This is a genomic window from Clostridioides sp. LIBA-6822, from assembly GCF_056688955.1.
Map to the genome: position 1 here is coordinate 696,063 of NZ_CP196995.1, position 24,545 is coordinate 720,607.

The window sequence follows — 24,545 nt, forward strand, 5'->3', positions numbered from 1 at the left end:
TTTAATATTATATTTCATATAGAATCTGTGTTAATTTTTCTTTATTCAATATTTTTATACTCCTTTTATTAAATTCTAAGCAATTTTCACTTTGTAATGACTGCAACTCCCTATATAAAGATGCTCGACTTACATGAAGTCTTTTACTCAATTCTTCTTTAGAACATTCTAATAAAACAATGCCATTTTTACCATTTTTTTCTAGCAAGTATTCAATAATCTTCTTTTTACTAGATTGTATATTTAAAAATTCTATCTTTCTCAGTAAAAATTGTATCTTTCTATTACAGTATCTTGAATATTCTAAAGCGACAGTAGTATCAGACTTCATCATTTCTATAAAGTGTTTTTTGGGATAAAAAACTACAGAAACATTACTTTTGCACTTTAGTACAGTATCTAAAGATTCCTCATCAAATATATTGGAAATTCCAAAAACATCGCCTTCCTTTATAATAGACATGTTAACTTCACTTCCATCACTTGATATACAATATATAGATACTTGTCCTGTTTTAATCACACCTACATAATACTCTTTATCAAAAAAATCGCTTATAAATTGACCTTTCTTATAATGTTTTGTCTTTATCTTATCTTCTATAATGTATCTTTCAGAAAATAATTTACTATTTGTTAGTACTTCTTTTTCACTCAAAGTCATCACCTTTTCTGATAAATATTCACTTTGATTGAAATAATATCATAGTATTTACCAAATTACAACAATATTGATAATTATTTTCAATAGAGTTTATTTATTAATTGTCTCATTTGATACAGTTTTTATATGTCTCTAATGTTATTATATCTCTTAACAAAATATGAAAGGAGATTTTATATAAACCATGAAAACAATACTAATTTCTGGTTCATCTTCTGTAGGGAAGACTGCTTTAATAAAGCACTTAATTCCGTATTTAAAAGCTACTGGACTTAAACCTTCAATCTGCAAGATTGATTGCTTAGCCACTGATGATGATTTAATATATAAAAAATTGAATATACCTTATATTGTTGGACTTAGTAAGGATATATGTCCAGACCATTTTCTTATTTCAAATATAAATGAACTTATACTTTGGGCTAAAAATAAAGATAGTGATATTTTGCTAATAGAAACTGCTGGACTTTGCAATAGATGTTCACCTGCAACCAACAAAACACTACATATATGTGTCTGTGATTGTACATCTAGTTTTAGTACTCCTCAAAAACTAGGACCTATGTTGAGTGAAAGTGATGCTATAGTCTTAAGTAAAATAGATATGGTATCACAAGCAGAAAGAGAGATAATATCATTTAATATAAAAAAAATAAATCCTAACTCGAATATATTTTTTATTGATGGGTTAGTTGGTTTTGGTATAGAGTTGATTTCAAACTATATAAAAAATGCTAATCTTACAAATAATGACGAACATTTATTAAGACACACAATGCCAAGTGGGGTATGTTCTTATTGTATTGGAGAGTGTAGGATTGGTGATGAATTCCAACAAGGGGTAGTTTCTAAAATTAATTTTAGGGGTGAATTTTAATGAAAAGTATAACCATATATCCTGGAAAGAATAAGTTTGGGGATACAGAGGACTTTGAATCTCTAACTTTTTACAGAGGTCATATTTATTCTATTGTGGGGAATACAGGTTCTGGTAAGAGTAGGCTAATTAAAGATATAGAGCAGTTTGTAAATAAAGATTCTTTAACTAATAGAAAAGTAGTTATTGATAATATGGAAGTCCCTATTGAAGAACGCAATAAATTTTCTACAAAGCTCATTTCTCATCTTAGTCAAAATATGAGATTTGTCCTTGATTCTACAGTTGAGGAGTTTTTAGTTATTCATAAAGAGTGTAAAAATAATACTTCTGTTTCAATAAAAGAAGTGTTGGATGTAGCAAATTCAATAACGGCAGAACCTATTTCATTATCTCAGGAACTTACATCATTGAGTGGTGGACAGACTCGTGCATTAATGATTGCAGATGTTGCTCTTATTTCAAATAATCCTATTATTTTAATAGATGAAATAGAGAATGCTGGAATAAATAAAAATGTTGCTTTAGACATTTTATTGAAGAATGATAAGCTAATATTTATAGTTACACATGACCCACATACAGCATTGATGGGAGAAAAAAGGATAATAATGAAAAATGGTTCAATCTTTAAGGTAATCAACAAAACTAAAGAAGAAAGAGCAATATTAGATAAACTCAAAGATATATATGAATTTCAACTAGAATGTCAATATAAATTAAGAAAAGGAGAAACTCTTTATGAGAAATGTTAAACTGTATTGGAGTAACATTTGTATACTTCATAAATATGAGAAAAACTATTTAGATAATTTAATAATATCTTTAAAAGAAAAAGGTATTAATCTAGAGGTAACGTATTTTGGTATAGGTTATCCTTATAAATTAAATGAGTATCTGAAAAAGTCAGACTCTGTAATTCCTGATATTATAGTTTCTACGGATTTGGAAGTATATGAAGATAACAGTATATATTCAAAATTTTCAAGTGAATTATATCCATTGTCAAATTATTTTAATATTAAAAGTGAGATTAAATCATCACCTATATATTTTGATGAGAGATTGCTTCCATTTTTAGTTATACCATTAGTATTTTCTTATAACAATAACTATAAGGGTTTAGCAGATTCTATAAAGACTGTAATTGATACTAATACAAAAACTGTCATTGGTGGGATAAACAATTCTGGTGCAAAATCTATTGTTAAAGCCATATGGAGTAAGTATGGAAAAGAGTATGTTGAAAGATTTTTATCTAATTCAACTATATTAGATATGCCAATACAATCATTTAATGATGTAAAAAATGGTTCTGATAGGTTAGCTATAACTCCTAGCATATATGCAAAACGTGCTAATGATAAAGATTTGTTTATGTCGTATCCTGATGATGGAGCTATAGCGTTACCATCTTACATTGCTGCAAATAAGTCTTTAGATGAGAAAACCATGATAGAAGTATTGGACGCAATTTTATCTAAAGAGTTTTGTAATTCTTTTGTGAAGTCTGCATCCTTATTATCTTGTATTTATGATACTGTAGATTATAGTCTTGTTAAAAACAATCAATATAAGTTTCTATATCCTTCTAAAGAGTGGTTAGACACGATTACATCTGAGGAATTTTTTGAGGTTTATAATATGTATATATAGTTGTGTAAATCTATGTGTATTTTCAATGTTATTGGGATAAGTGACTTATATTAGTATTATTGACATAGAAGTATATTTGAACAATAGTAAAATATAAAACTATATAAAAGTAAAGTTAAATACAAATATCAAAAAAATGTAGTATAAGGTTAAATATAGAGAAGATATAGTATAAAGTTAAATACAAATATCGAGAAAGTATAAAATTAAATATAGAGAAGATATAGTATAAAGTTAAATACAAATATTGAGAAGATATAGTATAAAGTTAAATACAAATATTGAGAAAGTATAAAATTAAATATAAATAAAATATAGTATAAAGTTAAATGTAAATATCAAATAAGCACAAGACATTCTAAGATAGAATCTCTTGTGCTTATAATGTCAAAGAACGAAGTTTATCCTTATCCAATACTTTTATCCCGCCACGAGATAAAGACACAATACCTTCACTAGCAAAATACTTTAACATTCTAGATACAACTTCTCTGGCACTACCCATATACTTAGCAATTTGCTCATGAGTTAGATTTATAGTGTTGCTGTTGTTCTTAACTATTTCATCAATTAAAAAAGATGCCAAACGTTTATCAAAACTCATAAAGAGAATTTGTTGCATTGCCCACATAACATCAGAAAAACGTTCAGTAGCTAATTTATGTGAAAATAATTCTGCATGGATATTTTCAGTAGATAATTTTGAAAAAACAGATGAACTAATCTGTATAATATCGCAGTCTGTTTCTGCATCTACATATACATCAAAAGTTATTGTTTTTAAAATACATGAAGCCGATAAAATACATACATCACCATTATCAAGACGGAAGAGTGTAACCTCACGACCTTCATCTGAAAGTATGTATGTACGTATTGTTCCAGACTTTATAATTAAAACGCCAATACAGTCGCTATCACCACAATGTATGGGAGTTCCTTTTTTATAATGGGAGATGTTTGCTGAAGTAATCAATAACTCTTTTTGTAAATCAGTGAGTTTATCCCAAAACGGCAAACTGTATGTAAGTATATCAATATCATTTTGTGAAATCATGTAATGGCTCCTTTCTTAAAATCTTATAATCCCATGATACAAGTGAATGGATAAAATAACAAGTAGTTTATTAGTATGATTGTTTAAGTGGATATTAATAGTATGATTTGTATGGAAAAAATATGACAATACCTATATTCTTGCCTATTAATGAGTAAATTATATAAATAGGTGAGTGGTTTATATATTAATATAATTATAGATTGCAGTTATTATATGAAGTAAGAAATACATGAATTTAGGTATATCTAGTAAGCAGAAAGAACTATATGATAGTGTACTTACCATATAATTCTTTGAGCTTATGAAAGATATACAATAGTTTTACTTATTGAATAAAAATATATATGAAGAATCTATACAATAGATGTTGAATGAAAGCATATATATGAAGAATCTCCATAATAGATATTGAATGAAAGTATATATATGAGGAATCTACATAATAGATATTGAATGAAAGCATATATATGAGGAATCTACATAATAGATATTGAATGAAAGCATATATATGAAGAATCTCCATAATAGATGTTGAATGAAAGCATATATATGAAGAATCTACATAATAGATATTGAATGAAAGTATATATATGAAGAATCTATACAATAGATTTAACAGTTAATATATCTTTTAAAATTTATTTATATTTTAAAAGATAGAATCTATTTTTAAAAGTGTAAGTTCTTTATGTAGTTTTATTGACATAAAACCTGCAATTATTGCAGCTACCAAATCAGCTATTGGTTGTGCATATAAAATACCATTTAATCCATAAAATACAGGAAAAATCAAAATTATAGGGATAAAACATACACCCTGTCTACACATACCCAAAAACCCACCTTCCTTTGCTTTTCCTAGTGCAATGAATAATGTAGAATACACTGTATAAAAACCAAATAGCATAAATGAAAGTCCATTTGCCCTAAGTGATTTACTTCCACATTCAATCAATAGCATATCACCATTTGTAAATTGTGAGATTATAGCTTTTGGGAAGAACACCATCACAAGACCAAGTACCACACAAAACATTGTAGTCCATAGTATGGATGTTTTTATTGCACTATGCAATCTATCGTAGTTTTTTGAACCAAAATTATACCCAGCAATTGGTTGGAATCCCTTTATAAAGCCAAATACTATAAGACTACCCAGAGACATTATTCGTGTCACTGCACCCATACCAGCTATAGCAAAATCACCATATTTTCCAGCTTCCATATTAGTTAATGTGATAGCAAGACTAGTTAATAATTGAAATATCAAAGTAGGCACACCAATCTTTAAAATTTCTGAGACAACATCTTTTGAGAAACAATATTCACTAATTCTAAAACTAAACATACTTTTCTTGCTGAAAATATATCTTATATAGACAAGTGTTGAAATTATCTGTGAGATAGCTGTTGCAATGGCAGCCCCCTTTACACCCATACCAAAAGTATAAATGAATATCGGGTCTAAAATCATATTAAGCAATGCACCAGATAACATCGCACACATACTTATTTTAGCAGCTCCTTCACTTGTGACAATATTAGTCATAGTGACGTTGAATACATTAAAAATAGAGGATACTATATAAATGCTAGTATAAGCCATGGCATAAGGCATAATACTTTTTGTAGCTCCTAATAATTTTAAAACGGGATTTAGAAAAATCATAATAACGATAATGACTAATGCACCCACTATAATACTACTGTAAATAGATGTACTAGCTACTTTTCCTGCTTTCTCATTATCACCATGACCTAAAAGTCTTGCAATGTATGAAGCAGCTCCATTTCCAAATAATAGCCCTAATCCCACAACAAGCTGACCTAATGGAAATGCAACAGATATAGCACCCATTTGGCTCGTTCCAAGTCCGCCTACAAAGTATCCATCTACTAAATTGTACAATGCAGTTATCATCATACCTATCATAGTAGGTAATCCCATAGCAAGTAATGCTTTTGGTATTGGGGCAGACCCCAATAATTCAATTTTTTTGTTGCTTTCTTTCATGTTAAACACCCCTTTTCTATTGACATCAACTCTAAATTATAATACTATAAATTATAGTAAGTATGAAAAATAGTACTATAAATTATAGTATTTGTCAATAGAAAGAAAATGAGAGGAGAATTTTTATGGCTACAATAGATTTAATCGTATTAGGTATAGTAAAGCAAGAGCCTCAGAGTGCTTATGATATTCAAAAAGCGGTAGAATATAGAAAAATATCACGTTGGGTTAAAATAAGTACACCATCAATTTATAAAAAAGTAATTCAATTAGAAGAGAAGGGATATATTGAAAGTACATCTGTCAAGAAGGGGAAAATGCCAGAGAAAGCAGTTTACTCATTAACTGAATTAGGTGAAAAACATTTTTTAGATTTAATGTTTGATACAGCTTCTAAGCCAATAAATATGCTTTTAGATTTTAATGCTGTCATAGTAAATTTAAATAGTCTTACACCAGAAAAACAGAAATTATGTATTAAAAACATTGAGGAAAATATACAAGAGCTAAAGAAAACTATTGAGGAAAACATAAGTATAAAGACGAATGTACCAGATATAGCAAAAGCAGTATTGGACCAACAGTTAGTACTAGCTCAGGCGTTAGAAACGTGGATAGATTCTCTAAAAGAGAGTATGGACAATAATTAGAGAGTAGGATTTAGTTTATTGAATAAAATCTAGCATAAAAAAAAGTATGTAAACTAATTAGAGAAACTGGTTTAATCATAGGACAAAAGTTATTCTAAATAAAATATGGACAATAATTAGAGAGTAGGATTTAATTTATTGAATAAAATCTAGTATAAAAGAAAGTATGTAAACTAATTAGAGAAACTGGTTTAATCATAGGACAAAAGTTATTCTAAATAAAATATGGACAATAATTAGAGAGTAGGATTTAATTTATTGAATAAAATCTAGCATAAAAAAAGTATGTAAACTAATTAGAGAAACTGGTTTAATCATAGGACAAAAGTTATTCTAAATAAAATATGGACAATAATTAGAGAGTAGGATTTAATTTATTGAATAAAATCTAGTATAAAAGAAAGTATGTAAACTAATTAGAGAAACTGGTTTAATCATAGGACAAAAGTTATTCTAAATAAAATATGGACAATAATTAGAAAATCGGACTTAATTTATTGAATAAAAATTAGCATAAAAGATAATGAAATATTATTTATATAACAATAGTGAGGATTATTTATATTTTATGATGAAGATTTAGTAATATGACACACTGGTGTCTTGTCCTGTGGTATATGATTAATAAATCAAACATAGAAGGAGGAATAGTTATATGCCAGACTTACTAAAAAATAAGTTTAATCACAAGTCACTTCATGAGGTTGCATTGGCTATCCAATCGGTTTATAATCCATTTCAAGTGGACGAGTTTATAAAATCGACAATAGATGAAACATGGGATAATTTAGAGTTAAAATCTAGATGTAGAAAAATAAGTATGAATTTGGGTAAGTATTTACCATCAAACTATAAAGAGGCTATTTCTATTCTTGAAAAATCCGTCAGAAGATTTTCTTTTGCTTTTTTCCTTCCAGATTTTGTTGAGGTCTATGGGCAGGACGACGCAGATTGGGATTTGTCTATAAGTGTACTAGAAAGAAATACTGAATACTGGTCTTCGGAATTTGCTGTAAGAGTATTTATCATCAAGGATGAAAGACGTATGATGGAACAGATGTATAAATGGTCTAAGCATGAAAATGAACATATCAGAAGACTTGCAAGTGAAGGTTGCCGTCCTCAGTTGCCTTGGGGACAAGCACTAACCAGTTTTAAAAAAGACCCTACACCTATTCTTCCTATATTGGAACAACTCAAGACTGATACATCGCTATATGTACGAAAAAGTGTTGCTAATAATATAAACGATATATCCAAAACACATCCAGATTTAGTTATCAATCTTGCACAGGATTGGTATGGAAAAAATGAATACACTAACTGGATTTTAAAACATGGTTGTAGAACTCTATTAAAAAAAGGTAATCGTGATGTATTAGCTCTTTTTGGATACGATGATACTACTTCAATAGATATTCAGGACTTTGCATTAGACACACCAGTTCTTTCTATTGGAGAGGATTTAATTTTTTCATTTACTATTTTAGCAAAGAAAGCTACAAAAACAAGGCTCGAATATGGAATTGATTATGTGAAATCCAATGGTAAAAGGAATAGAAAGATATTTAAAATATCAGAAGTTTCATTAAAAGAAAATGAGAAGAAGTTATACAGAAGAAAACATTCATTTGCAAATGTAAGTGTAAGGAGACATTACCCAGGTATACATTCAGTTATACTTATTGTTAATGGTGTAGAACAAGGTACGTTGGATTTTAAACTAGATGTATAATTTTAATTGAGTAAAAAGACAGTAACTACTACAAAAAATTAGCAGGAAATTATTAGTGTATGTTTAATAACTTATAAAAGATAATCTGAAAACTACTATGGTTTTTATATTAAAAAATTATATAAAGGAATCAGGTATAAGAGAATGATTGAGAGTATACCAGCAAAACAAATTTTACAAAAAGTTAAATTTGAAAATACAAGATGGTTTGGAATTGATTATAATATGAATCTCTATCGTGGTTGTTCTCATGGATGTATATACTGTGATAGTCGTAGTACAATATACAACATAGAAAATTTTGACCAAGTTAGATATAAGGAAAATGTGATAGAAATTTTAAGTAAAGAATTGCGTTCAAAAAGGAAAAAAGGGGTAGTAGGTATTGGTTCCATGTCTGATACATATAATCCTTTTGAAAAGGAGCTTTGTATTACTAAACAAGCATTGAATCTAATTGCAGAAAATTATTTTGGTGTTTCTATTGATACCAAAAGTAGCTTAGTAGTTAGGGATATACCTATTTTACAGAAAATCAAAACAAATAATTCTGCTATTGTAAAGGTAACTATAACCACGGCAAATGATGAGTTATCAAAAAAAATAGAACCCAACGTAAATCCAAGTTCTGTACGATTTGAAGCAGTAAAGGAACTTAATGATGCCGGAATTTTTTGTGGTATATTATTGACTCCGATGTTACCATTTTTGACTGATAATAAAGATGAAATACGAGCGATTGTGGAGAAAGCATATAAGGCTAATGCAAAATTTATTTATTGTATGTATGGAGTGACAATGCGTAGTGGTCAGAGAGAGTTTTTTTATAAGCATTTAAAAAATATATCTCCAGAATTAGCACTTAAGTATCAAAAAATATATGGTCTGAACTATGTATGTAATATTCCAAATAAAGATTATTGTGAAAAGTTATTAAATGAAGAATGTAGACGTTATGGTATTTTGACGAATATGAAAGATATTATAAAAGCTTACAAGAGGTCTGAATCATATACTCAAATAAAATTTTTCTAAGGTTGATTTTAGATAGATATAATAGCGTTTATATTTTAAAGATAAGCAGTATCAAATATTATGGTTAAAATAAACTATATATGTATTGTATAAGGATTATATAAGTTTGTTAGAATAAGGGTCTACATAAAACGAGGAGAAGATTGATGATAGAAAGAAAAACTAGAGAAAAAACAAAAAAGGTCAAATTGACCTTTTGATATGCTGTATTTATCATACTATTTTCAGATAAGACAGTATCTTTAGATAGATATAATGATGTTATGGTATAAGTTTATTGAGTTTAATTTAATATGTATAAGGTTAGTGACTATTTTGTATATTGGTATATTAGTTTTAAATAGATAGCAAAATAAAGTATTGTGATAGATGTGAGTATTTATCATAATACTTTGTTTTATTGGTGAAGATTTAAGTCAGTGAAGATTTAGATTATGGATGAGATAAATAAAAAAATTATAATAGATAAGATAAATAAGAAATAATTATAATAGATAAGATAAATAAAAAGATTATAATAGACAAGACAAATAAGAAATAATTATAATAGATAAAATAAATAGAAAATTATTAGGGTCAAATTGACTTTTAAAAAATAAAAAGGTCATAATGACCTAAAATATAATGAAGATAAACATAAAATATAGATAAACATAAAATATAGACAAAAATAAAGTAAAGCAAAACAATGAATGAATATCATTCATTGACATAAAAAAAGTCATGTGCTATACTATGAGCAAGAATAAGGGGGTTTGAACATGAAAGATATAAAAACAAAATCAAAACAAGCATTTAATAATCAAGCAAATACTTATGACAAAGATATAAAGGGACAACATGCGAGAAATCTTTATCCAACATTACTTGAAGAGCTTTCAAAAATTTCATATGACACTATTTTAGATTTAGGGTGTGGAACAGGAGCTGTACTACAAGCGATTTTAAAAAAAGATTGTAAAAAGAAGGCATATGGAATTGATATTTCTGAAAACATGTTGAAAGTAGCAAGAGATAAATTAAAAGAAAGTGCTACTTTAATTTTAGGAGATTCTGAGTACCTTCCATTTGAAAATGATTTTTTTGATGTTGTGTACTGTAATGATTCTTTTCATCATTATCCTAGACCAGATAGAGTATTATCAGAACTAAGCAGAGTATTGAAACCAAAAGGGGTTTTAATAATTTGTGATTGTTGGCAACCATTTTTACTTAGAGATATAATGAATGTCTTTATGAAGTACAGTAAAGATGGAGATGTAAAAATGTACTCAGAAAAAGAAATAAGCGAATTGTTATCTGTAGATTTTAATGATATTGTGTGGAAGAATGTAAATCATACATCATATATTGTAACAGCTAAAAATAAAAAGTATTAATGTTATTGAGATAGAGTAGATGTCATTAAAATGGAAATAAAGATAGGTATAGAGGTGGGGTAGATGTCATTAAAATAGAAATAAAGATAAGTATAGAGGTGGAGTAGATGTCATTAAAATGGAAATAAAGATAAGTATAGAGATAGAGTAGATATTAAAAAAATAATAAATTAAATAATGAATATTTTTTTGGTTTATAAATGAATGATATTCATTCATGAAAGGGTGATATGGGTACAAAAACTGATTTTATATCAGGAGATACAAAAAAATGCCTTGTAAAGATGTCTTTATAACTGATAGTAGCTATGTTTTTGAACATGGCTTATAATCTAGTGGATAGTATATGGATTGGGAATTTATTAGGTGAGACTGCTATGGCAACACTTACAATTTAAACGCCAATAATTTTAATTCTAACTTCAATAGCTATGGGAGCTACAAATGGTATTTCAATTTTAATTTCTCAAGCTATTGGTGCAAAAGAGAACGACAAAATAGAAAGCTTGATTTCCACTTCATTATTGACATCAGTAATATTTGCATTAATAGTTACTGTGATTAGTGAATTTTCATTACCATTTCTATTGAGAATATTAAATACTCCAACAGAAACATATTCATTGGAATATAGCTATTTATCAATATATTTACTTGGGTATATTGCATTATATCTTTACTGTTGTATTACGTAGTTTTGGCAATACTGTGTTTCAGGCAGTTGCAATGCTAGTATGTACAATATTGAATGCTGTACTTGACCCTTTTTTAAAAAATATTACTGGATTTCAAGGAGCTTCTATTGCTACTTTAATCTCTCAAAGTACTTGTCTCATTTTTATTTCTACAAAAACAAAGTATATAAGTGTATAATGTATTTATAAATAGATAATTATATAAATTTAATTTTATTTATATAGTTATTGGAATTATAATTTATAAATTATGTATAATAAGAATATAATTTAGTTAGCAACGATTACATTGTGTTAAATTCAGATAAGTTATATGATAATTTGTTTATTTTGAGTTTTGGAGGAATAGTTATGGAATCAAATAATAATGCTATAAAGTCGACTGTTAAAAAAGGAATTTCTTTTGGCTCTTGTTTAGCAATGATTATTTCTTATACTGCATGGAAGTCTATCCCGTGGGCTATTTTCCACGGTCTAATGAGTTGGATATATGTGATTTATTATTGGGCTAGATATATGTAGATTGAGATAATAAATAGTTGATATTATTAAATTTAAGAAAGTAAATGTAAAGGCGAACAATCTATTTGTTCGCTTTTACATTTTGTAATTTACCAGCAATGGTTTAAAACAGAAATAAATTTTAAAACTAGTTATAAGTACTAAAGAATGTATAAATAAAACAAAAATATTTGAGTTAGTTATAAGTATCAAAGAATATATAAATAAAACAAAAATATTTGAGTTAGTTATAAGTATCAAAGGATATATAAATAAAACAAAAATATTTAAGTTAGTTATGATTATAAAAGTATTTATCAATAAAACAAAAGCATTTAGGTTACTTATGAGTATAAAAAATATCTATAAATTAAATAAAGATTCTTATGAGGTTAAAATTGAAAAAATACAAACCCATTGAATTAGCAAGGATATTTAATATTAATTCAAATACTATTAGGTTTTATGAAGAGGTTGTATATATTTCAAAAGCTAAACGAAAAGAAAATAACTATCATGAGTTTGGAGAATAACATATATTGTAGTTGAAAATCTGTAGATATATATTTGGATATCAATTTACAAATAGTATTATATGAAATGCTGGTATGATGGTTATCAAGTCAGCTGTTAGCAGAAGTTCGGGAATTGGTAAACATCGTACTTTTGACTACATTCATACAATTAAAAAAGAATTAGATATATTTATATTTTTAAAAAGTATGTATAATCAAATAGTATAACAATATTGAAAAGGAGTTGTATTATATATGAAGTTTTATACTATACAGACTTTAGAGTTTTGGAATAACAATAAAAATAATAAATATCTATTAAATAATTATTCTCTTATATTAGAAGGTTTTGATATTCCATATAAATGGATGTATACTCAAATGATAAATAGAATACCTAAATTTGATGATAGTATGATATGGGTTTGGTTGAATAGACCTGATTTAAGATGTAGTGCATACTTAGAAAAAGGTACGAGAGGTGTTTTACTCGAAATTGAAATAAGCAAAGATAATGTATTGTTATCTGATTTTGATTTATGGCATTTACCTTTAATGGATATTGCTGTAGAGCTTTATGAAGATGAACAGATTGAAAAGGAGGCAAGTTGGCAAAGAATATTTGACTTGGAATTATGCTCAAAATTAAATGAAGTGAGTATAGAAGACTTGACTCTTCAAGGAGTAACATCTAAAGTTTCCCTATCTAATGTCAAATTAATAAAAGAATTTGTTGCAAAATGATATTTATATTGAAATTTATTCCAAAAAGTTATATATTTATAACAAGAGGTGTTATAAATATATAACTTTTTTAAGGGGTGATTTTATATGTCTAAACAACAAATTGGTATTAAATCAACACTTATTTCAGAAACAATAGCAGTTGCCTATTGTCTTGGAGCAACGTTGGTAAACAAGTATTTTTTTAAAGGAAGTAATATTGAGTATATTCCTATAATTATTTGGGTAGTAGCTGTAGTATGTCAATGGATTTATGACCAAAAGAATGATGATTTGGTCGATGAAGCATCTAAATACATACTATCAAGAGTTAATGGGATTGCGATAAAAGTATTGTTTTATTCTATGGTTATAATCTCTGTATCCCTTGCAACACTGGATATAAATGTATCGAATTTAAATTTAGGGATGTTTTTATTAGTTATTTTGTTTATTCAATCTTTGTTAAAGTTATTTTTATTTATATATTTTGATAGAAAGGGGATATACAATTAGGTGTCAGTATCGTTAAAGACAAAAATTAAATACTATAGAGAAAAGCATCTTATGACACAAGGCGAACTTGCAAAGTCAGTAGGGGTAAGACGTGAAACTATCGTACATTTAGAAAATGGTCGTTATAATCCTTCTTTAAAATTGGCAATGGATATTGCTAAGATATTTAATACAACTGTGGAAGAGCTATTTGAGTTTGTTGAAGGAGAATAGTATTTAAATTTTGCAGGTTGCTTGTACATTAGAAAATGAACGGTTTTATAAAGTTGAAAATCTGTATTAAGATTCATATGACAATTAGAGAAGTTTTGCTACAAGAAATTGGATAAAATAAAATATAAATTTAATTTTAAATATACTTCCAAAATTATCTAGTCACATATATAATATAATTATAAAAATAATGAATATTTTTATAGTAGTAGTTAATTTTCTAATAAGGAGGATGTAAAATGCCTAGTATGATTATGGAAGTTGTAGGAGTATTGTTTATAGCTATTGGATTAATTTTGACATTCATTGAGATAAAGGGAAATTTACCTTCTTTTTATGGATTTGGTCAAAATGCTGTAAGAAAAAATGCTGTAGGTATTCTAGCAGCAGGAGTGGCTTTAATTTTCTTTAGAAATGGCATAGAGAGCATAGATTCTATAGCCACTTATGGCATGTTTTTAGCTATAGAACTTGTTGTAATAGTTGCATATTTCTTAATAAGAAGAAAATTTGTTAAAGAAGATAAACATTTAAGAGTTAATTAACTAAATTATCTACTATAAAAATTGGAAGATTAAAAACATGTAAAGTTTTGTTTTTGGTTATTTCAAATCCAAATTTGATTATTTTTAGAGAAACTATGTTCTGTATAAAACTAGAATGTGGTTTCTTTTTTATGTATAATATAATTTTTAGAAATGAAAGTTATAATATATTCTATAGGATAAAATATACTAGACAACATGCGAATTCTTATGTCTAAACTCCTAAGAATCTTGACAAGAATGTTAAGATAAGAGATAATGAATTCATTCACTGGATATAAGATTAATTTAAAAGGAGTATTATTATGGCTAAAACAAAAAAGATAATAGATAGTAATATAAATCATGAAGAAATAAATAATAAACAACGTACACGAATATCAAAAGAACCTCAAGAGAGAAAGCAAGAAATAATTGAAACTGCTTTAGAATTATTTTCTGAAAAAGGGTTTGAAAATACAACTATTCAAGACATAGCAGAAAAAATGAATGTTTCGCAAGGGCTATGTTATCGCTATTTTAAATCTAAAATAGAAATATTTGCCGCTACTTCAGAATACTATGCAATGAAGGCTGTGGAGCAAATACAAATCCCTATATCAGAGGATTTACCTGCAATTGATAAGTTGAATACTATCATAAAACGTATGTTTGAATATGAAATGAAGCACCATGAATTTGAAGCAAGGTATAATGAAAATTCTGAGATAAGGGCAAGTAGACTAGACAATGTTGCTAAGCAACTGGTTGATGTTATGATTCCAATTATAGAGCAGGGTGTAAGAGAAAACGTATTTCACTGTACAAATGTGACTCTTGATACTAAGTTTTTGGTGTTTGGTATTATCCATACTTTTCATGAAGAGATGCCAAACGAAAATATTAAAGAGTATATAGTATCCTTCCTTAACTTCATGAAAGATGCGTTTATCTGTACCTTAAAAATTGAAGATATAGATAAGATTGGTGAGGGATGGATTAATTTGTAGACCCTTATATTTTAGTTATAAGTTATAATTAAGTAGTGTGAAATATTGATAAATTATTTGCTTAGGAGTATATTTTAAGATAAAAAAATGACTTTACTATATGAGTATGCTACAATACAACCAAATCGGAATTTGGAAAAAGATACTATAATTGTAACGATATTTTTGCTATAAAATCAAATATAGTCAGAGTATATTCTTACTAAATTTTACACTTAAGCAAGTTATTTTAAATAAGTAGGATGTACAAAACTAATAGAGAAAGTTTTTAAAGTCTGTTTTATTAATAAAATAAATATTAGGATAGATAAAGATATTTTTAGATTTTATACAGTTCAAATTTTTAAAAATAATTTAGATTTATTCTAATGGAAGGGTAAGTATAATATGAAATTACATAAAAAGATACAGCTTTTGTTTTTGATGTTTTTATTTACTATAATGTTAACTTCTTGTTCTGGCTCTTCAATGTCATATACATTTGAGGTTGAAACTGGTGATAAGATAAAGGTAAGATTAGACACCTCGGATGGATATTCATTGACACAGAAAGATGGAAAGTTTACTGTGAAAAAGGGCGATGAAGAGGTATTACAAGGAATATTTACTACAAAAGAGGGTTATGAAAAGTATCAAAGTATAAAGACTGATAAAGGAGTAAAGGTTCTTGAAGATAAAGAGAAAGATGAAAATAAGTATTTCTTTTATGAATTTGAGGGTGAAGCAGGTACAGAAAATAACTTTGTTCTTTGGGTCAAAGACTCAAATACAGGTGTAGTAATAGGTAGCTTGTCTGGAGAAAAAGAGGCAAAGTCTGCGTTTGAAAGGTTAACAATTACATTATAATAAGAGTTATAATCAAATGTTAATCATCAAAATCTAAAATTCCGATTTTTAAAGGGGCTATCTCAGAATAGAGATAAGCCTCTTTTTCGTTGTTGAAATGATAAAAATATATTTGATTTAATACAAAAAAGAGTGCCTCATTAACTAAACAGTTCATTTTGAGACACTCTCTTTTTTAGTTTAATTTAGTAGTTAAGAGTTATAAGATTAACTGTTTCATTGTATCTAATTTAATCATCTGTATTTTATTTTAAAACAGTAACTATTTTTTTATTTAAATTTTATATTTTTCATTTAGTCGTTATATCTATGAGATTGCCTACTGTTTTATGCCTATTTAAGTGTTTTAAAGATGTATAATCAAACATTTACCCTGTATCTATTTGAGCCATTTAATAAATAAAAAAGTGATATAAAATATCTTTGTGAGTGAATTTATTCATTCCTTGTTGACAAATTAAAAAAATTGATTTATTATTGAACTACATTAATGAATGAATTTATTCACTGAATTGAATAGTTGGTTAGTTGATTAATGAAAAAAGTTATTAATCGTGCAAAATAAATAATTATTTGGTTAATGAAAAAAAGTTATTCATCATGTAAAATGACTAATCAAAAAAACACATGTAAAGAAAGGTAGGAGTATAAATGATATCATTATTAGCTAGATTGTGTATAAAAGATAAAGAAAATATATCATCTCCAATAGTGCGTCAGGCTTATGCAAAGCTTTGTAGCAGTGTAGGCATATTCTTAAATATTCTATTGTTTATGGTTAAATTATTGTGTGGAACTGTAAGTGGCTCAACAGCAATTATTACAGATGGATTCAACAATTTAGCTGATGCAGGTACTTCTTTTGCTTCATTCATAGGCTTTTGTATTGCAGGGATTGGGGCAGGTGAAAATCATATCTTTGGTCATGGAAGATATGAATGGTTTATGGGAGTTTTGTATTCAATTGCTGTAATTATTATGGGAAGCACATTAGCTCGAAATTCAGTTGTATCAATCATTTCACCTAAAAGTATAGAATTCAGTTTTACAATTCTTTTTATTCTTATTTGCTCTATAATCGTTAAGCTATATATGTTTTTTTACAATAAAAAAATCGCAAAGAAAATTGATTCTACTGCAATGAAAGCAACAGCCATAGACTGTATCAGTGATATGGTTGCAACAACAGCAATAGTAATATCTTTACTTACAGAGTATTTTACAGGATGGGCGATTGATGGCTGGTGTGGATTATTGGTATCTGTATTTATCATTGTTTCAGGTATGAAATCTATGTTTGAGATAGGAGGAAGATTATTAGGAAAATCTCCAGATAAAGAAATGGTAGATGAAATAACTAAAATAGCAATGCAGTATGAGGAAGTACAAGGGATAAATGACTTGATTATCCATGATTATGGGCTTGGTCATTTTGTAATTTCAATGCACATTGAAGGCAAAGAGGGTATAGGCAGTAGCGTTTTAAATGATGTTGCGAATGAAATCTCTTATAGACTTTATATTGATATGGGATGTAATGCTACCATACAGACAGATTTTTTAGTTACAGACCAAATTATAGTTGATGAGATATTTAAAAGAGCTACAAAAGAAATACATAAAATTGATTCATATGCCACAATAAATGACTTGCGTATAATCAAGTCTGGTCTGCATACAAATGTGATTTTAGTAATTGCAGGGTCAAATAAACTTCAAAAGATTGAAAGTGAAATTAGAAAAGTAATGGAGAAGGCTGTTGCTCCAGTGGATGGGAGCTATCATGTAATGATTAGACTTGTTATTTCACGTAAGAATAAGAAAACTTACATTTAAAGTATCCTTTAGAATAAGAAGGCTTATATATGAGTTTAATTAGAGAATTTTATTATTATCGCTTTTATATGAATGTTTACTTAGATTAAAAAAGAATTGTATAAGTTAGCTTAAAAAAGAATTGTATAAGTTAGATTAAATAAGGATTGTATAAGTTAGCTTAAATAAGAATTGTATAAGTTAGAATAAATAAGAATTGTGTAAGTTAGCTTAAATAAGAATTGTGTAAGTTAAATCAAATGATAGTTATATAAACTACATAAAAGAACATTTAGAAGGAGGATTTATCATGGATAACGAACAACGTATAAAACTACTTAAAGAGACACCTATAAAAAAACTTTTATTAAAAATGGGAATCCCAACAATGATTGGTATGCTAGTTACAGGATTCTATAATTTAGTAGATGCTTATTTTGTTGGGGGGCTTGGTACTAGTCAGATGGGAGCTGTTTCAATTGCATTCCCACTTGGACAAGTAATCGTCGGGATAGCACTATTATTTGGTGGAGGAGTATCATCATACTTGTCCAGATTATTAGGAGAAGGAAATAATTCACAAGCTAATCATGCAGCATCAACTGCACTGTATTCAAGTATATTTATTGGTATAATCTCAATTGTATTGATTGAGTGTTTCATTGACAAAATCATATTTGCACTAGGAGCTACGGATACCATTTTTCCATATGCAAAACAGTATGCAGTGATTTATGTAGCAAGTTCAATTTTTAATGTATTCAATGTAACTATGAACAATATAGCAACCAGTGAGGGGTCAACCAAAATATCTATGATAAGCATGTTATTAGGAGCAGGATTAAACTTGGTATTAGCACCTATTTGTATATATGGATTAGATATGGGTATCTCAGGTGCAGCAGTTGCAACTGCCATAGCACAGGCAATAACTAGTTTAATGTATGTAGTTTATCTATTAATGAAAAAAAGTATTTTCAATTTTTCTATAAGGGAGTTTAGATTTGAACGTGAAATTTACTTACAAATACTTAAAGTAGGGATACCAACTCTTGTATTTCAGATTTTAACAAGTGTAGCTATAGGGCTTACCAATAAAGGTGCTCAAGGTTATGGAGATTCAGCAATAGCAGCTATGGGAATTGTTACACGTATAATGTCAATGGGTTCTTATGCAGTGTTTGGTTTTGAAAAAGGATTTCAACCAATAGCTGGATATAGTTATGGAGCTAAGCAATATATGAGATTAAACGAGGCTATAAGTACTACTTTAAAGTGGACAACTACTTTTTGTTTATTGATGTCATTAGTTTTAATTATATTTCCAGAACCTATTATATCTTTGTTTTCAACCAATGATAATTCTGTAATAGAAATTGGTACATTTGCTCTTAGAATAAGTAGTGTAATGTTTATTTTCTTTGGATTTGGTACAGTTTATTCTATACTATTTCTTGCACTTGGGAAAGCAAAAGAAGGTGCTTTTCTTAGTGTAAGTAGACAAGGGTTGTTTTTTATACCGACTATATTATTGTTGCCATCAATTATGGGGATTAATGGCGTGATTTTTGCTCAACCGATTGCTGATTTGTTTATGGTTATATCTGCTGCAATTCTGGCAGTGAAATTGAAGAAAGAGATAAGAGCTTTGTCAGTAGAAAGAATATAGAATATTGCGATGAGATGTTGTGTAAAGTGATATAATAAGAGGGATATGAGTTATGAAATTTGCTGTATATATTTATTAGTAAATTGAGTAGAAAATGGAGGGGTATTGAAAGTAAATATGGGTGGAATAAGTGGATAATCATTAAATAAGTTATAAAATGATAGACCATTCTTATAAATTATGACTATAATAAAATTCCAAACTGCTCATAAATTCTAATCTTGTATACCTCAAAATAACTATTATAAAATTACATAATGATTTAAAAATATCAAAATAATTGAGGTGATAACATGAACAATACATTTTTAGATAAATTGCTTGAGACAAAAGAACTTAAAAACTCACTTTATAGTGTATTAAAACATCATTTCCTTTATCATTCCAATAAGATAGAGGGTAGTACTTTTACTACAGAGGCACTAGCACTTTTGCTTGATAAGAATGTCGTTACAGGAAGACATACCTTAGATGACGTACAAGAAACTGTTAATTCTAGCTATGCATTTGACGCAATAATTGATTCATTGAAAGAAAAAATAACACATAGTTTCTTAAGAAATTTACATTCAAGTTTAATGTTTAATACAACTTTACATTCTAGAGGGATGGCTGGTATATATAAAACTATACCAAATATGATACTAGGAACTGATGTAAATATAGCACAGCCATTTGAAGTAGAACCAAAGCTTGATGAGTTAATTGAATGGTACTACAATCAAAATGAAATAACTATTAAAGTTATAGCTGAATTCCATTATAGATTTGAATTGATACATCCATTTCAAGATGGTAATGGTCGCATAGGTAGATTCGTTATGTTAAAACAGATGCTAGAAAATAATCTTCCTATAAAAATTGTATCTTGGGATAGTGAAGATTTATATAGAAGTTCCTTAAATTCATGTAGCATAGGGAATTATGAACCTTTGATTGAATATCTATCAAGTTTAGAAGATTTTAGAGAAGCATATAAAATATTATGGAAATAGTTGTTTATAGTAAAAAATGATGACTTTTTATATAATTATATTTTTCTTAAGAAATTTAACATTAAGTTCTTAGACATTCTTATCATGAAATATGCCCCCCTCTTAGTAGACATTAAAATATATAAAACTGTCTAAAGCTAAGAGGGTTTTGCTATGTTCAAAACTAAGGTATAATCAGAGCAAAAATTTAAAGCAATCGAATCATATTTAAAAAATGAGAATACAGTAATAAAAATAATGGAAAAATTAAATATCGGAAAAAGCATATTTATAGACTATTTAGAACTTTCATCAGGGTTATTAGTTTTGTACTCTTTAGTAAATAAGAATGGCAAAAACAATATAGCATCAACTACAATACTCCAAAATAGTGATTCTAATGTAAATATAGATTCGTTACCTCCTTGAAGTATAACATAAACATTGTTATTTACTAAGTGGATTAATATTGGTGCCCAAAGGTTTTTGGTCTTCAGATAAGTATATCCTAAAAATATTCCTATAAAGGTACAATATGATATATGGGAAATAACACAATAAAATGGAGTTTCCGGACTGTACAAAGTAATACAAAGGGGCAAATGCCAAATTCCCCATATAAAACCTAAAACTATTACACCAAATTTTTTTCCATAAATCTTTTGTAGTCTAGGTTGAAGAAAGTATCTTCATCCAAATTCTTCTCCAAAAAATAAATTAAAACCCAAACATAAATTTATAATTATATTTACAAATGCTATAAGAAATTTATTGATAATATCAATTGATAAATTTTCATTACTAATAATAATTCTAACTATAATTAATATCAAGAATATTAATATCACACTTAAAACCTTTTTAAAATTTTTACCTAAAGATAAATTTAAAACTTCAAATTGAGATTCATTGTAAAGAACAACAGCTAGAAGATAAAAAGATGTTAATGTATCTATTGTTGCAGAAATAATACTGTTATTAATTAAAAATATTTCAGCTATAGGTATTACTATTCTCACAACTGTAACTATAGCAAAAAACTTTAAAAATTTATCCACTGTTGAATTAAACTTATAATTAGAAACTCTTTTTAGGACAACAATAGCAGAAAATGCAGGAATATACATAAATAATAATGAAAAGTTTGATATAAATTCGCTATTATTTGGTTTTGATACTGATAAAAATAAAAATATAGATATAAAAGCAATTAGTAAAAAGTTTATTAATAAAAAATAATTTATTTCTTTTTTTATTAATTTAATATCATTTGACATATTAATTCTCCTTATCTTAAACTTTATAATTATATATATAGTAGCAGATTTCACCTAGAAATAAAAATATATAATGAATTTAAAAGAATTTGTTAGATATTCAGTATCTTAGAGTTGTAAAAATAGGTCACTTAATTTTGAAACTCTTGATACCTCATAACAAAAAATTCTCCATCCCCTAAGTACGTTTTTTGTATCTTAGTCTCAACTATTTTAAATCCTTGAGACTCATAACATTTTACAGCTCTCGTATTCCAGGTTCTTACTTCTAATACAATAGGTTTAGTACTATATTTATTTCTACATTCTTCTAAGCCTAAACTAATTATTGCTTTACCAATTCCCATTCCACAATAATCTGGCTTTATACCAATGCCAAAGAATACAGAGCTTCCTTTATCTAATAAGTTTATAAAACCTATCAATTCTTTATTGTCATCTATAAAACTTATAAAATTTTTTCTTTTATCTTCTTTTGTTAGTGAGAAATTATTCTTTTTAATCTCATCCCATGAAGGTAGATTGTATATTGAATATTCCCCTTCATATTTCCAATTAGTAACTTCTATAGCATGTTCTTCTGTAAATATAGCTTTATTTAGTTTCATATATCCTCCTAATTTCAAAGCAAATTTTAATATTTATGTATCTATTTTTCTTTTGTATGTAGACTTAAAGTAGAGTATAATCATAACTTACAAGTTTTTATTATAAAAAATTTTCATCAGAAAATCAAATAAAAATATTAAAATGAGCAAAGACTTATTTAAGTGTAATTTTAGATTTAGGTTATAGAAACATAGTCTCATATCATCCTTTCTTTTTATTCACCATTATTTCTATATATTTCTTATCTGAACCATTTAAAATTGGAACAGGAAATGCTATTAAATTTGAAGACCCATTTGGAAACAGATTAGGAATAACTGATTATATAAAGTAAAATAAATTTGAGTGATTATTAATGTACATATAAAACAAATACAAACTCTCCCTTAAATGAAATGGACTAAGATAAATACATAATAAAAAATGATAATGCTATTAATAAACTAATAACTACAAATTCTATTAATAAAACGATAAAAATCATAAATATAAAACTTATATAGTATAAGATTTAAAATATATTAACAGTAATCTGAATATATTAAAAATCCAAATTAAAAATAGAAATGTAAGACAACTTAACTATTATTATACTTTTTTACTATTATCCAAAGAAGTGAAAAAATAAAAAATTTTAAATTTAAAATTTTTTATTTTTTATTTATTGCGGAAAGAATAAAAAGATGCTATACTTTTTGTAACATATTATTCCAGTTATTAAGACATAATAAGCTTTTATAGTTTAATTTGTCTAATGATATTTTAAAAATTATGGTTTTATTATAATATGGCAAAAGAATAGAAATAAGGTGATAGTAGTGAAAGTAAAATCAAATTTAGATGAAATTTTATATCATAAGATTATTGAAAGTCTTATTCGTGGCGAATACTCTGTAGGTCAAAAAATATTACTAAATGACCTTTGTGAAAAATTTGAAGTAAGCAGAACACCAGTAGTACAAGCAGTAAAAATGTTAAATAAAGATGGTGTGCTTACTATTATGACAAATGGTAAAGTATATGTACCAGAGTATGAATACGATATGGTAAAGCAAGTTTGTGAAACAAGAACACTGATTGAAACATATGCTCTAGAAAAAATGATGCAAGAGGAAGAAGAGGTATTCCAACAAAAGCTAGAAGTGATAAAAAGATATTCTGATAAATGTGAAGAGTTCTATAAACAAGAAAAATCTGTAGAACTTGCACTTACAGATTTAAAATTACATAAAGCTATTGTTGAAGGTGCTAATAATGAGATTTTAAATGATGTATATGTTGGTATACAAGGAAGATTTGTAGTAGTAAATTATCTGATACGCCCATTAAAAAATCGTAACTACGAAGGAACAGTGCAAGACCATTTTGAAATATTGAAATTTATTGAAAGCAGAGATACAAAAAAAGCAGTGGAGAAATTAAGAAATCATATTCAAGGAACTATTAAACGATTCTGTGAAGATGAATAATGTATTTCGAGGTTTCTATATATTTATATAGTGTAAATCAGAAATATTACAGGGAAGCCATAAGGCTTCCTAAAAAAATAGCCTTTATAAAATTTTTTATTTTAAATTTAAAATTTTTT

Annotated in this window: 27 protein-coding genes and 1 pseudogene; 22 read left to right on the forward strand and 6 right to left on the reverse strand. The window is 27.1% G+C overall.

Annotation, left to right across the window (positions count from 1 at the left end):
- Positions 1–7: 7 nt before the first annotated feature.
- A complete protein-coding gene (locus ACTG48_RS03575; RefSeq protein ID WP_479918155.1) occupies positions 8–658 on the reverse strand; it encodes a Crp/Fnr family transcriptional regulator in 651 nt (216 codons plus the stop codon).
- A 190-nt stretch (positions 659–848) separates the two neighbouring features.
- Between ACTG48_RS03575 and ACTG48_RS03580 the strand changes: the two genes are divergently transcribed.
- Genes ACTG48_RS03580 through ACTG48_RS03590 form a run of 3 tightly spaced genes read left to right on the forward strand, consistent with a single transcriptional unit; the run spans position 849 to position 3,197 of the window.
- On the forward strand, positions 849–1,541 hold the full coding sequence (locus tag ACTG48_RS03580; protein WP_479918156.1) for a GTP-binding protein: 693 nt from the start codon (positions 849–851) through the stop codon (positions 1,539–1,541).
- A complete protein-coding gene (locus ACTG48_RS03585; protein ID WP_479918157.1) occupies positions 1,541–2,296 on the forward strand; it encodes an ATP-binding cassette domain-containing protein in 756 nt (251 codons plus the stop codon). The genes ACTG48_RS03580 and ACTG48_RS03585 overlap by 1 nt, the downstream gene beginning before the upstream one ends.
- Positions 2,283–3,197, forward strand: coding sequence for a type 2 periplasmic-binding domain-containing protein (locus tag ACTG48_RS03590; protein ID WP_479918158.1), 915 nt, complete (start codon positions 2,283–2,285; stop codon positions 3,195–3,197). The genes ACTG48_RS03585 and ACTG48_RS03590 overlap by 14 nt, the downstream gene beginning before the upstream one ends.
- A gap of 379 nt (positions 3,198–3,576) precedes the next feature.
- On the opposite strand, the gene ACTG48_RS03595 is transcribed toward ACTG48_RS03590, so the two are convergent.
- Positions 3,577–4,215 (reverse strand): Crp/Fnr family transcriptional regulator, encoded by a 639-nt coding sequence (locus tag ACTG48_RS03595; protein WP_479918159.1) that lies wholly within the window; start codon positions 4,213–4,215, stop codon positions 3,577–3,579.
- A 691-nt stretch (positions 4,216–4,906) separates the two neighbouring features.
- Positions 4,907–6,271 carry an MATE family efflux transporter gene (locus tag ACTG48_RS03600; RefSeq protein WP_479918160.1) on the reverse strand — a complete coding sequence of 455 codons (1,365 nt, stop codon included), beginning with the start codon at positions 6,269–6,271 and terminating at the stop codon, positions 4,907–4,909.
- A 125-nt stretch (positions 6,272–6,396) separates the two neighbouring features.
- Between ACTG48_RS03600 and ACTG48_RS03605 the strand changes: the two genes are divergently transcribed.
- The 18 genes from ACTG48_RS03605 to ACTG48_RS03690 all read left to right on the forward strand — a co-directional run bounded on the left by ACTG48_RS03605 (position 6,397) and on the right by ACTG48_RS03690 (position 21,500).
- A complete protein-coding gene (locus tag ACTG48_RS03605; protein ID WP_021383300.1) occupies positions 6,397–6,921 on the forward strand; it encodes a PadR family transcriptional regulator in 525 nt (174 codons plus the stop codon).
- A gap of 655 nt (positions 6,922–7,576) precedes the next feature.
- Complete coding sequence (locus ACTG48_RS03610) at positions 7,577–8,656, forward strand: DNA alkylation repair protein (protein ID WP_479918161.1); 1,080 nt, start codon at positions 7,577–7,579, stop codon at positions 8,654–8,656.
- 144 nt (positions 8,657–8,800) lie between these two features.
- Positions 8,801–9,691 (forward strand): SPL family radical SAM protein, encoded by an 891-nt coding sequence (locus ACTG48_RS03615; RefSeq protein WP_479918162.1) that lies wholly within the window; start codon positions 8,801–8,803, stop codon positions 9,689–9,691.
- Between the two features lie 761 nt (positions 9,692–10,452).
- Entirely contained in the window at positions 10,453–11,070 is a 618-nt protein-coding gene (locus tag ACTG48_RS03620) for a class I SAM-dependent methyltransferase (protein ID WP_479918163.1), read from the forward strand.
- Between the two features lie 431 nt (positions 11,071–11,501).
- Positions 11,502–11,765, forward strand: a complete 264-nt coding sequence (locus ACTG48_RS03625) for an MATE family efflux transporter (RefSeq protein ID WP_479918164.1) — start codon at positions 11,502–11,504, stop codon at positions 11,763–11,765.
- A 351-nt stretch (positions 11,766–12,116) separates the two neighbouring features.
- Positions 12,117–12,287, forward strand: a complete 171-nt coding sequence (locus tag ACTG48_RS03630; RefSeq protein ID WP_021383326.1) for a hypothetical protein — start codon at positions 12,117–12,119, stop codon at positions 12,285–12,287.
- 365 nt (positions 12,288–12,652) lie between these two features.
- Positions 12,653–12,799 carry a MerR family transcriptional regulator gene (locus ACTG48_RS03635; RefSeq protein WP_479918165.1) on the forward strand — a complete coding sequence of 49 codons (147 nt, stop codon included), beginning with the start codon at positions 12,653–12,655 and terminating at the stop codon, positions 12,797–12,799.
- Positions 12,800–12,874: 75 nt separating this feature from the next.
- On the forward strand, positions 12,875–13,009 hold the full coding sequence (locus ACTG48_RS03640; RefSeq protein WP_479918166.1) for a hypothetical protein: 135 nt from the start codon (positions 12,875–12,877) through the stop codon (positions 13,007–13,009).
- Between the two features lie 27 nt (positions 13,010–13,036).
- On the forward strand, positions 13,037–13,525 hold the full coding sequence (locus tag ACTG48_RS03645; RefSeq protein WP_021383333.1) for a DUF3841 domain-containing protein: 489 nt from the start codon (positions 13,037–13,039) through the stop codon (positions 13,523–13,525).
- Between the two features lie 87 nt (positions 13,526–13,612).
- The gene (locus ACTG48_RS03650; protein WP_021383304.1) at positions 13,613–14,020 is read left to right on the forward strand and encodes a DUF2178 domain-containing protein; all 408 of its coding nucleotides are present in this window, start codon (positions 13,613–13,615) and stop codon (positions 14,018–14,020) included.
- The gene (locus ACTG48_RS03655) at positions 14,021–14,233 is read left to right on the forward strand and encodes a helix-turn-helix transcriptional regulator (RefSeq protein WP_079746906.1); all 213 of its coding nucleotides are present in this window, start codon (positions 14,021–14,023) and stop codon (positions 14,231–14,233) included.
- A gap of 239 nt (positions 14,234–14,472) precedes the next feature.
- A complete protein-coding gene (locus tag ACTG48_RS03660) occupies positions 14,473–14,778 on the forward strand; it encodes a hypothetical protein (RefSeq protein WP_479918167.1) in 306 nt (101 codons plus the stop codon).
- A gap of 305 nt (positions 14,779–15,083) precedes the next feature.
- Entirely contained in the window at positions 15,084–15,767 is a 684-nt protein-coding gene (locus tag ACTG48_RS03665; protein WP_479918168.1) for a TetR/AcrR family transcriptional regulator, read from the forward strand.
- 387 nt (positions 15,768–16,154) lie between these two features.
- Complete coding sequence (locus ACTG48_RS03670; protein ID WP_479918169.1) at positions 16,155–16,613, forward strand: hypothetical protein; 459 nt, start codon at positions 16,155–16,157, stop codon at positions 16,611–16,613.
- 651 nt (positions 16,614–17,264) lie between these two features.
- Positions 17,265–18,449 carry a cation diffusion facilitator family transporter gene (locus ACTG48_RS03675; RefSeq protein ID WP_021383336.1) on the forward strand — a complete coding sequence of 395 codons (1,185 nt, stop codon included), beginning with the start codon at positions 17,265–17,267 and terminating at the stop codon, positions 18,447–18,449.
- Positions 18,450–18,738: 289 nt separating this feature from the next.
- On the forward strand, positions 18,739–20,097 hold the full coding sequence (locus ACTG48_RS03680; RefSeq protein WP_021383313.1) for an MATE family efflux transporter: 1,359 nt from the start codon (positions 18,739–18,741) through the stop codon (positions 20,095–20,097).
- Between the two features lie 293 nt (positions 20,098–20,390).
- Positions 20,391–21,092: a Fic family protein gene (locus ACTG48_RS03685; protein WP_021383308.1), complete on the forward strand. Its 702-nt coding sequence runs from the start codon at positions 20,391–20,393 to the stop codon at positions 21,090–21,092.
- Between the two features lie 237 nt (positions 21,093–21,329).
- Positions 21,330–21,500, forward strand: a complete 171-nt coding sequence (locus ACTG48_RS03690) for a hypothetical protein (protein WP_021383332.1) — start codon at positions 21,330–21,332, stop codon at positions 21,498–21,500.
- Between the two features lie 29 nt (positions 21,501–21,529).
- On the opposite strand, the pseudogene ACTG48_RS03695 reads toward ACTG48_RS03690, so the two are convergent.
- The 3 genes and pseudogenes from ACTG48_RS03695 to ACTG48_RS03705 form a co-directional block, all read right to left on the reverse strand.
- Positions 21,530–21,748, reverse strand: a pseudogene (locus ACTG48_RS03695) (CPBP family intramembrane glutamic endopeptidase); the annotation flags it as partial.
- 12 nt (positions 21,749–21,760) lie between these two features.
- Complete coding sequence (locus ACTG48_RS03700) at positions 21,761–22,348, reverse strand: hypothetical protein (protein ID WP_021383329.1); 588 nt, start codon at positions 22,346–22,348, stop codon at positions 21,761–21,763.
- 131 nt (positions 22,349–22,479) lie between these two features.
- Positions 22,480–22,956, reverse strand: a complete 477-nt coding sequence (locus ACTG48_RS03705) for a GNAT family N-acetyltransferase (protein WP_021383321.1) — start codon at positions 22,954–22,956, stop codon at positions 22,480–22,482.
- Between the two features lie 819 nt (positions 22,957–23,775).
- On the opposite strand from ACTG48_RS03705, the gene ACTG48_RS03710 reads away from it, so the two are divergent.
- Positions 23,776–24,426: a GntR family transcriptional regulator gene (locus tag ACTG48_RS03710; protein WP_479918170.1), complete on the forward strand. Its 651-nt coding sequence runs from the start codon at positions 23,776–23,778 to the stop codon at positions 24,424–24,426.
- The last annotated feature ends 119 nt before the right edge of the window (positions 24,427–24,545 follow it).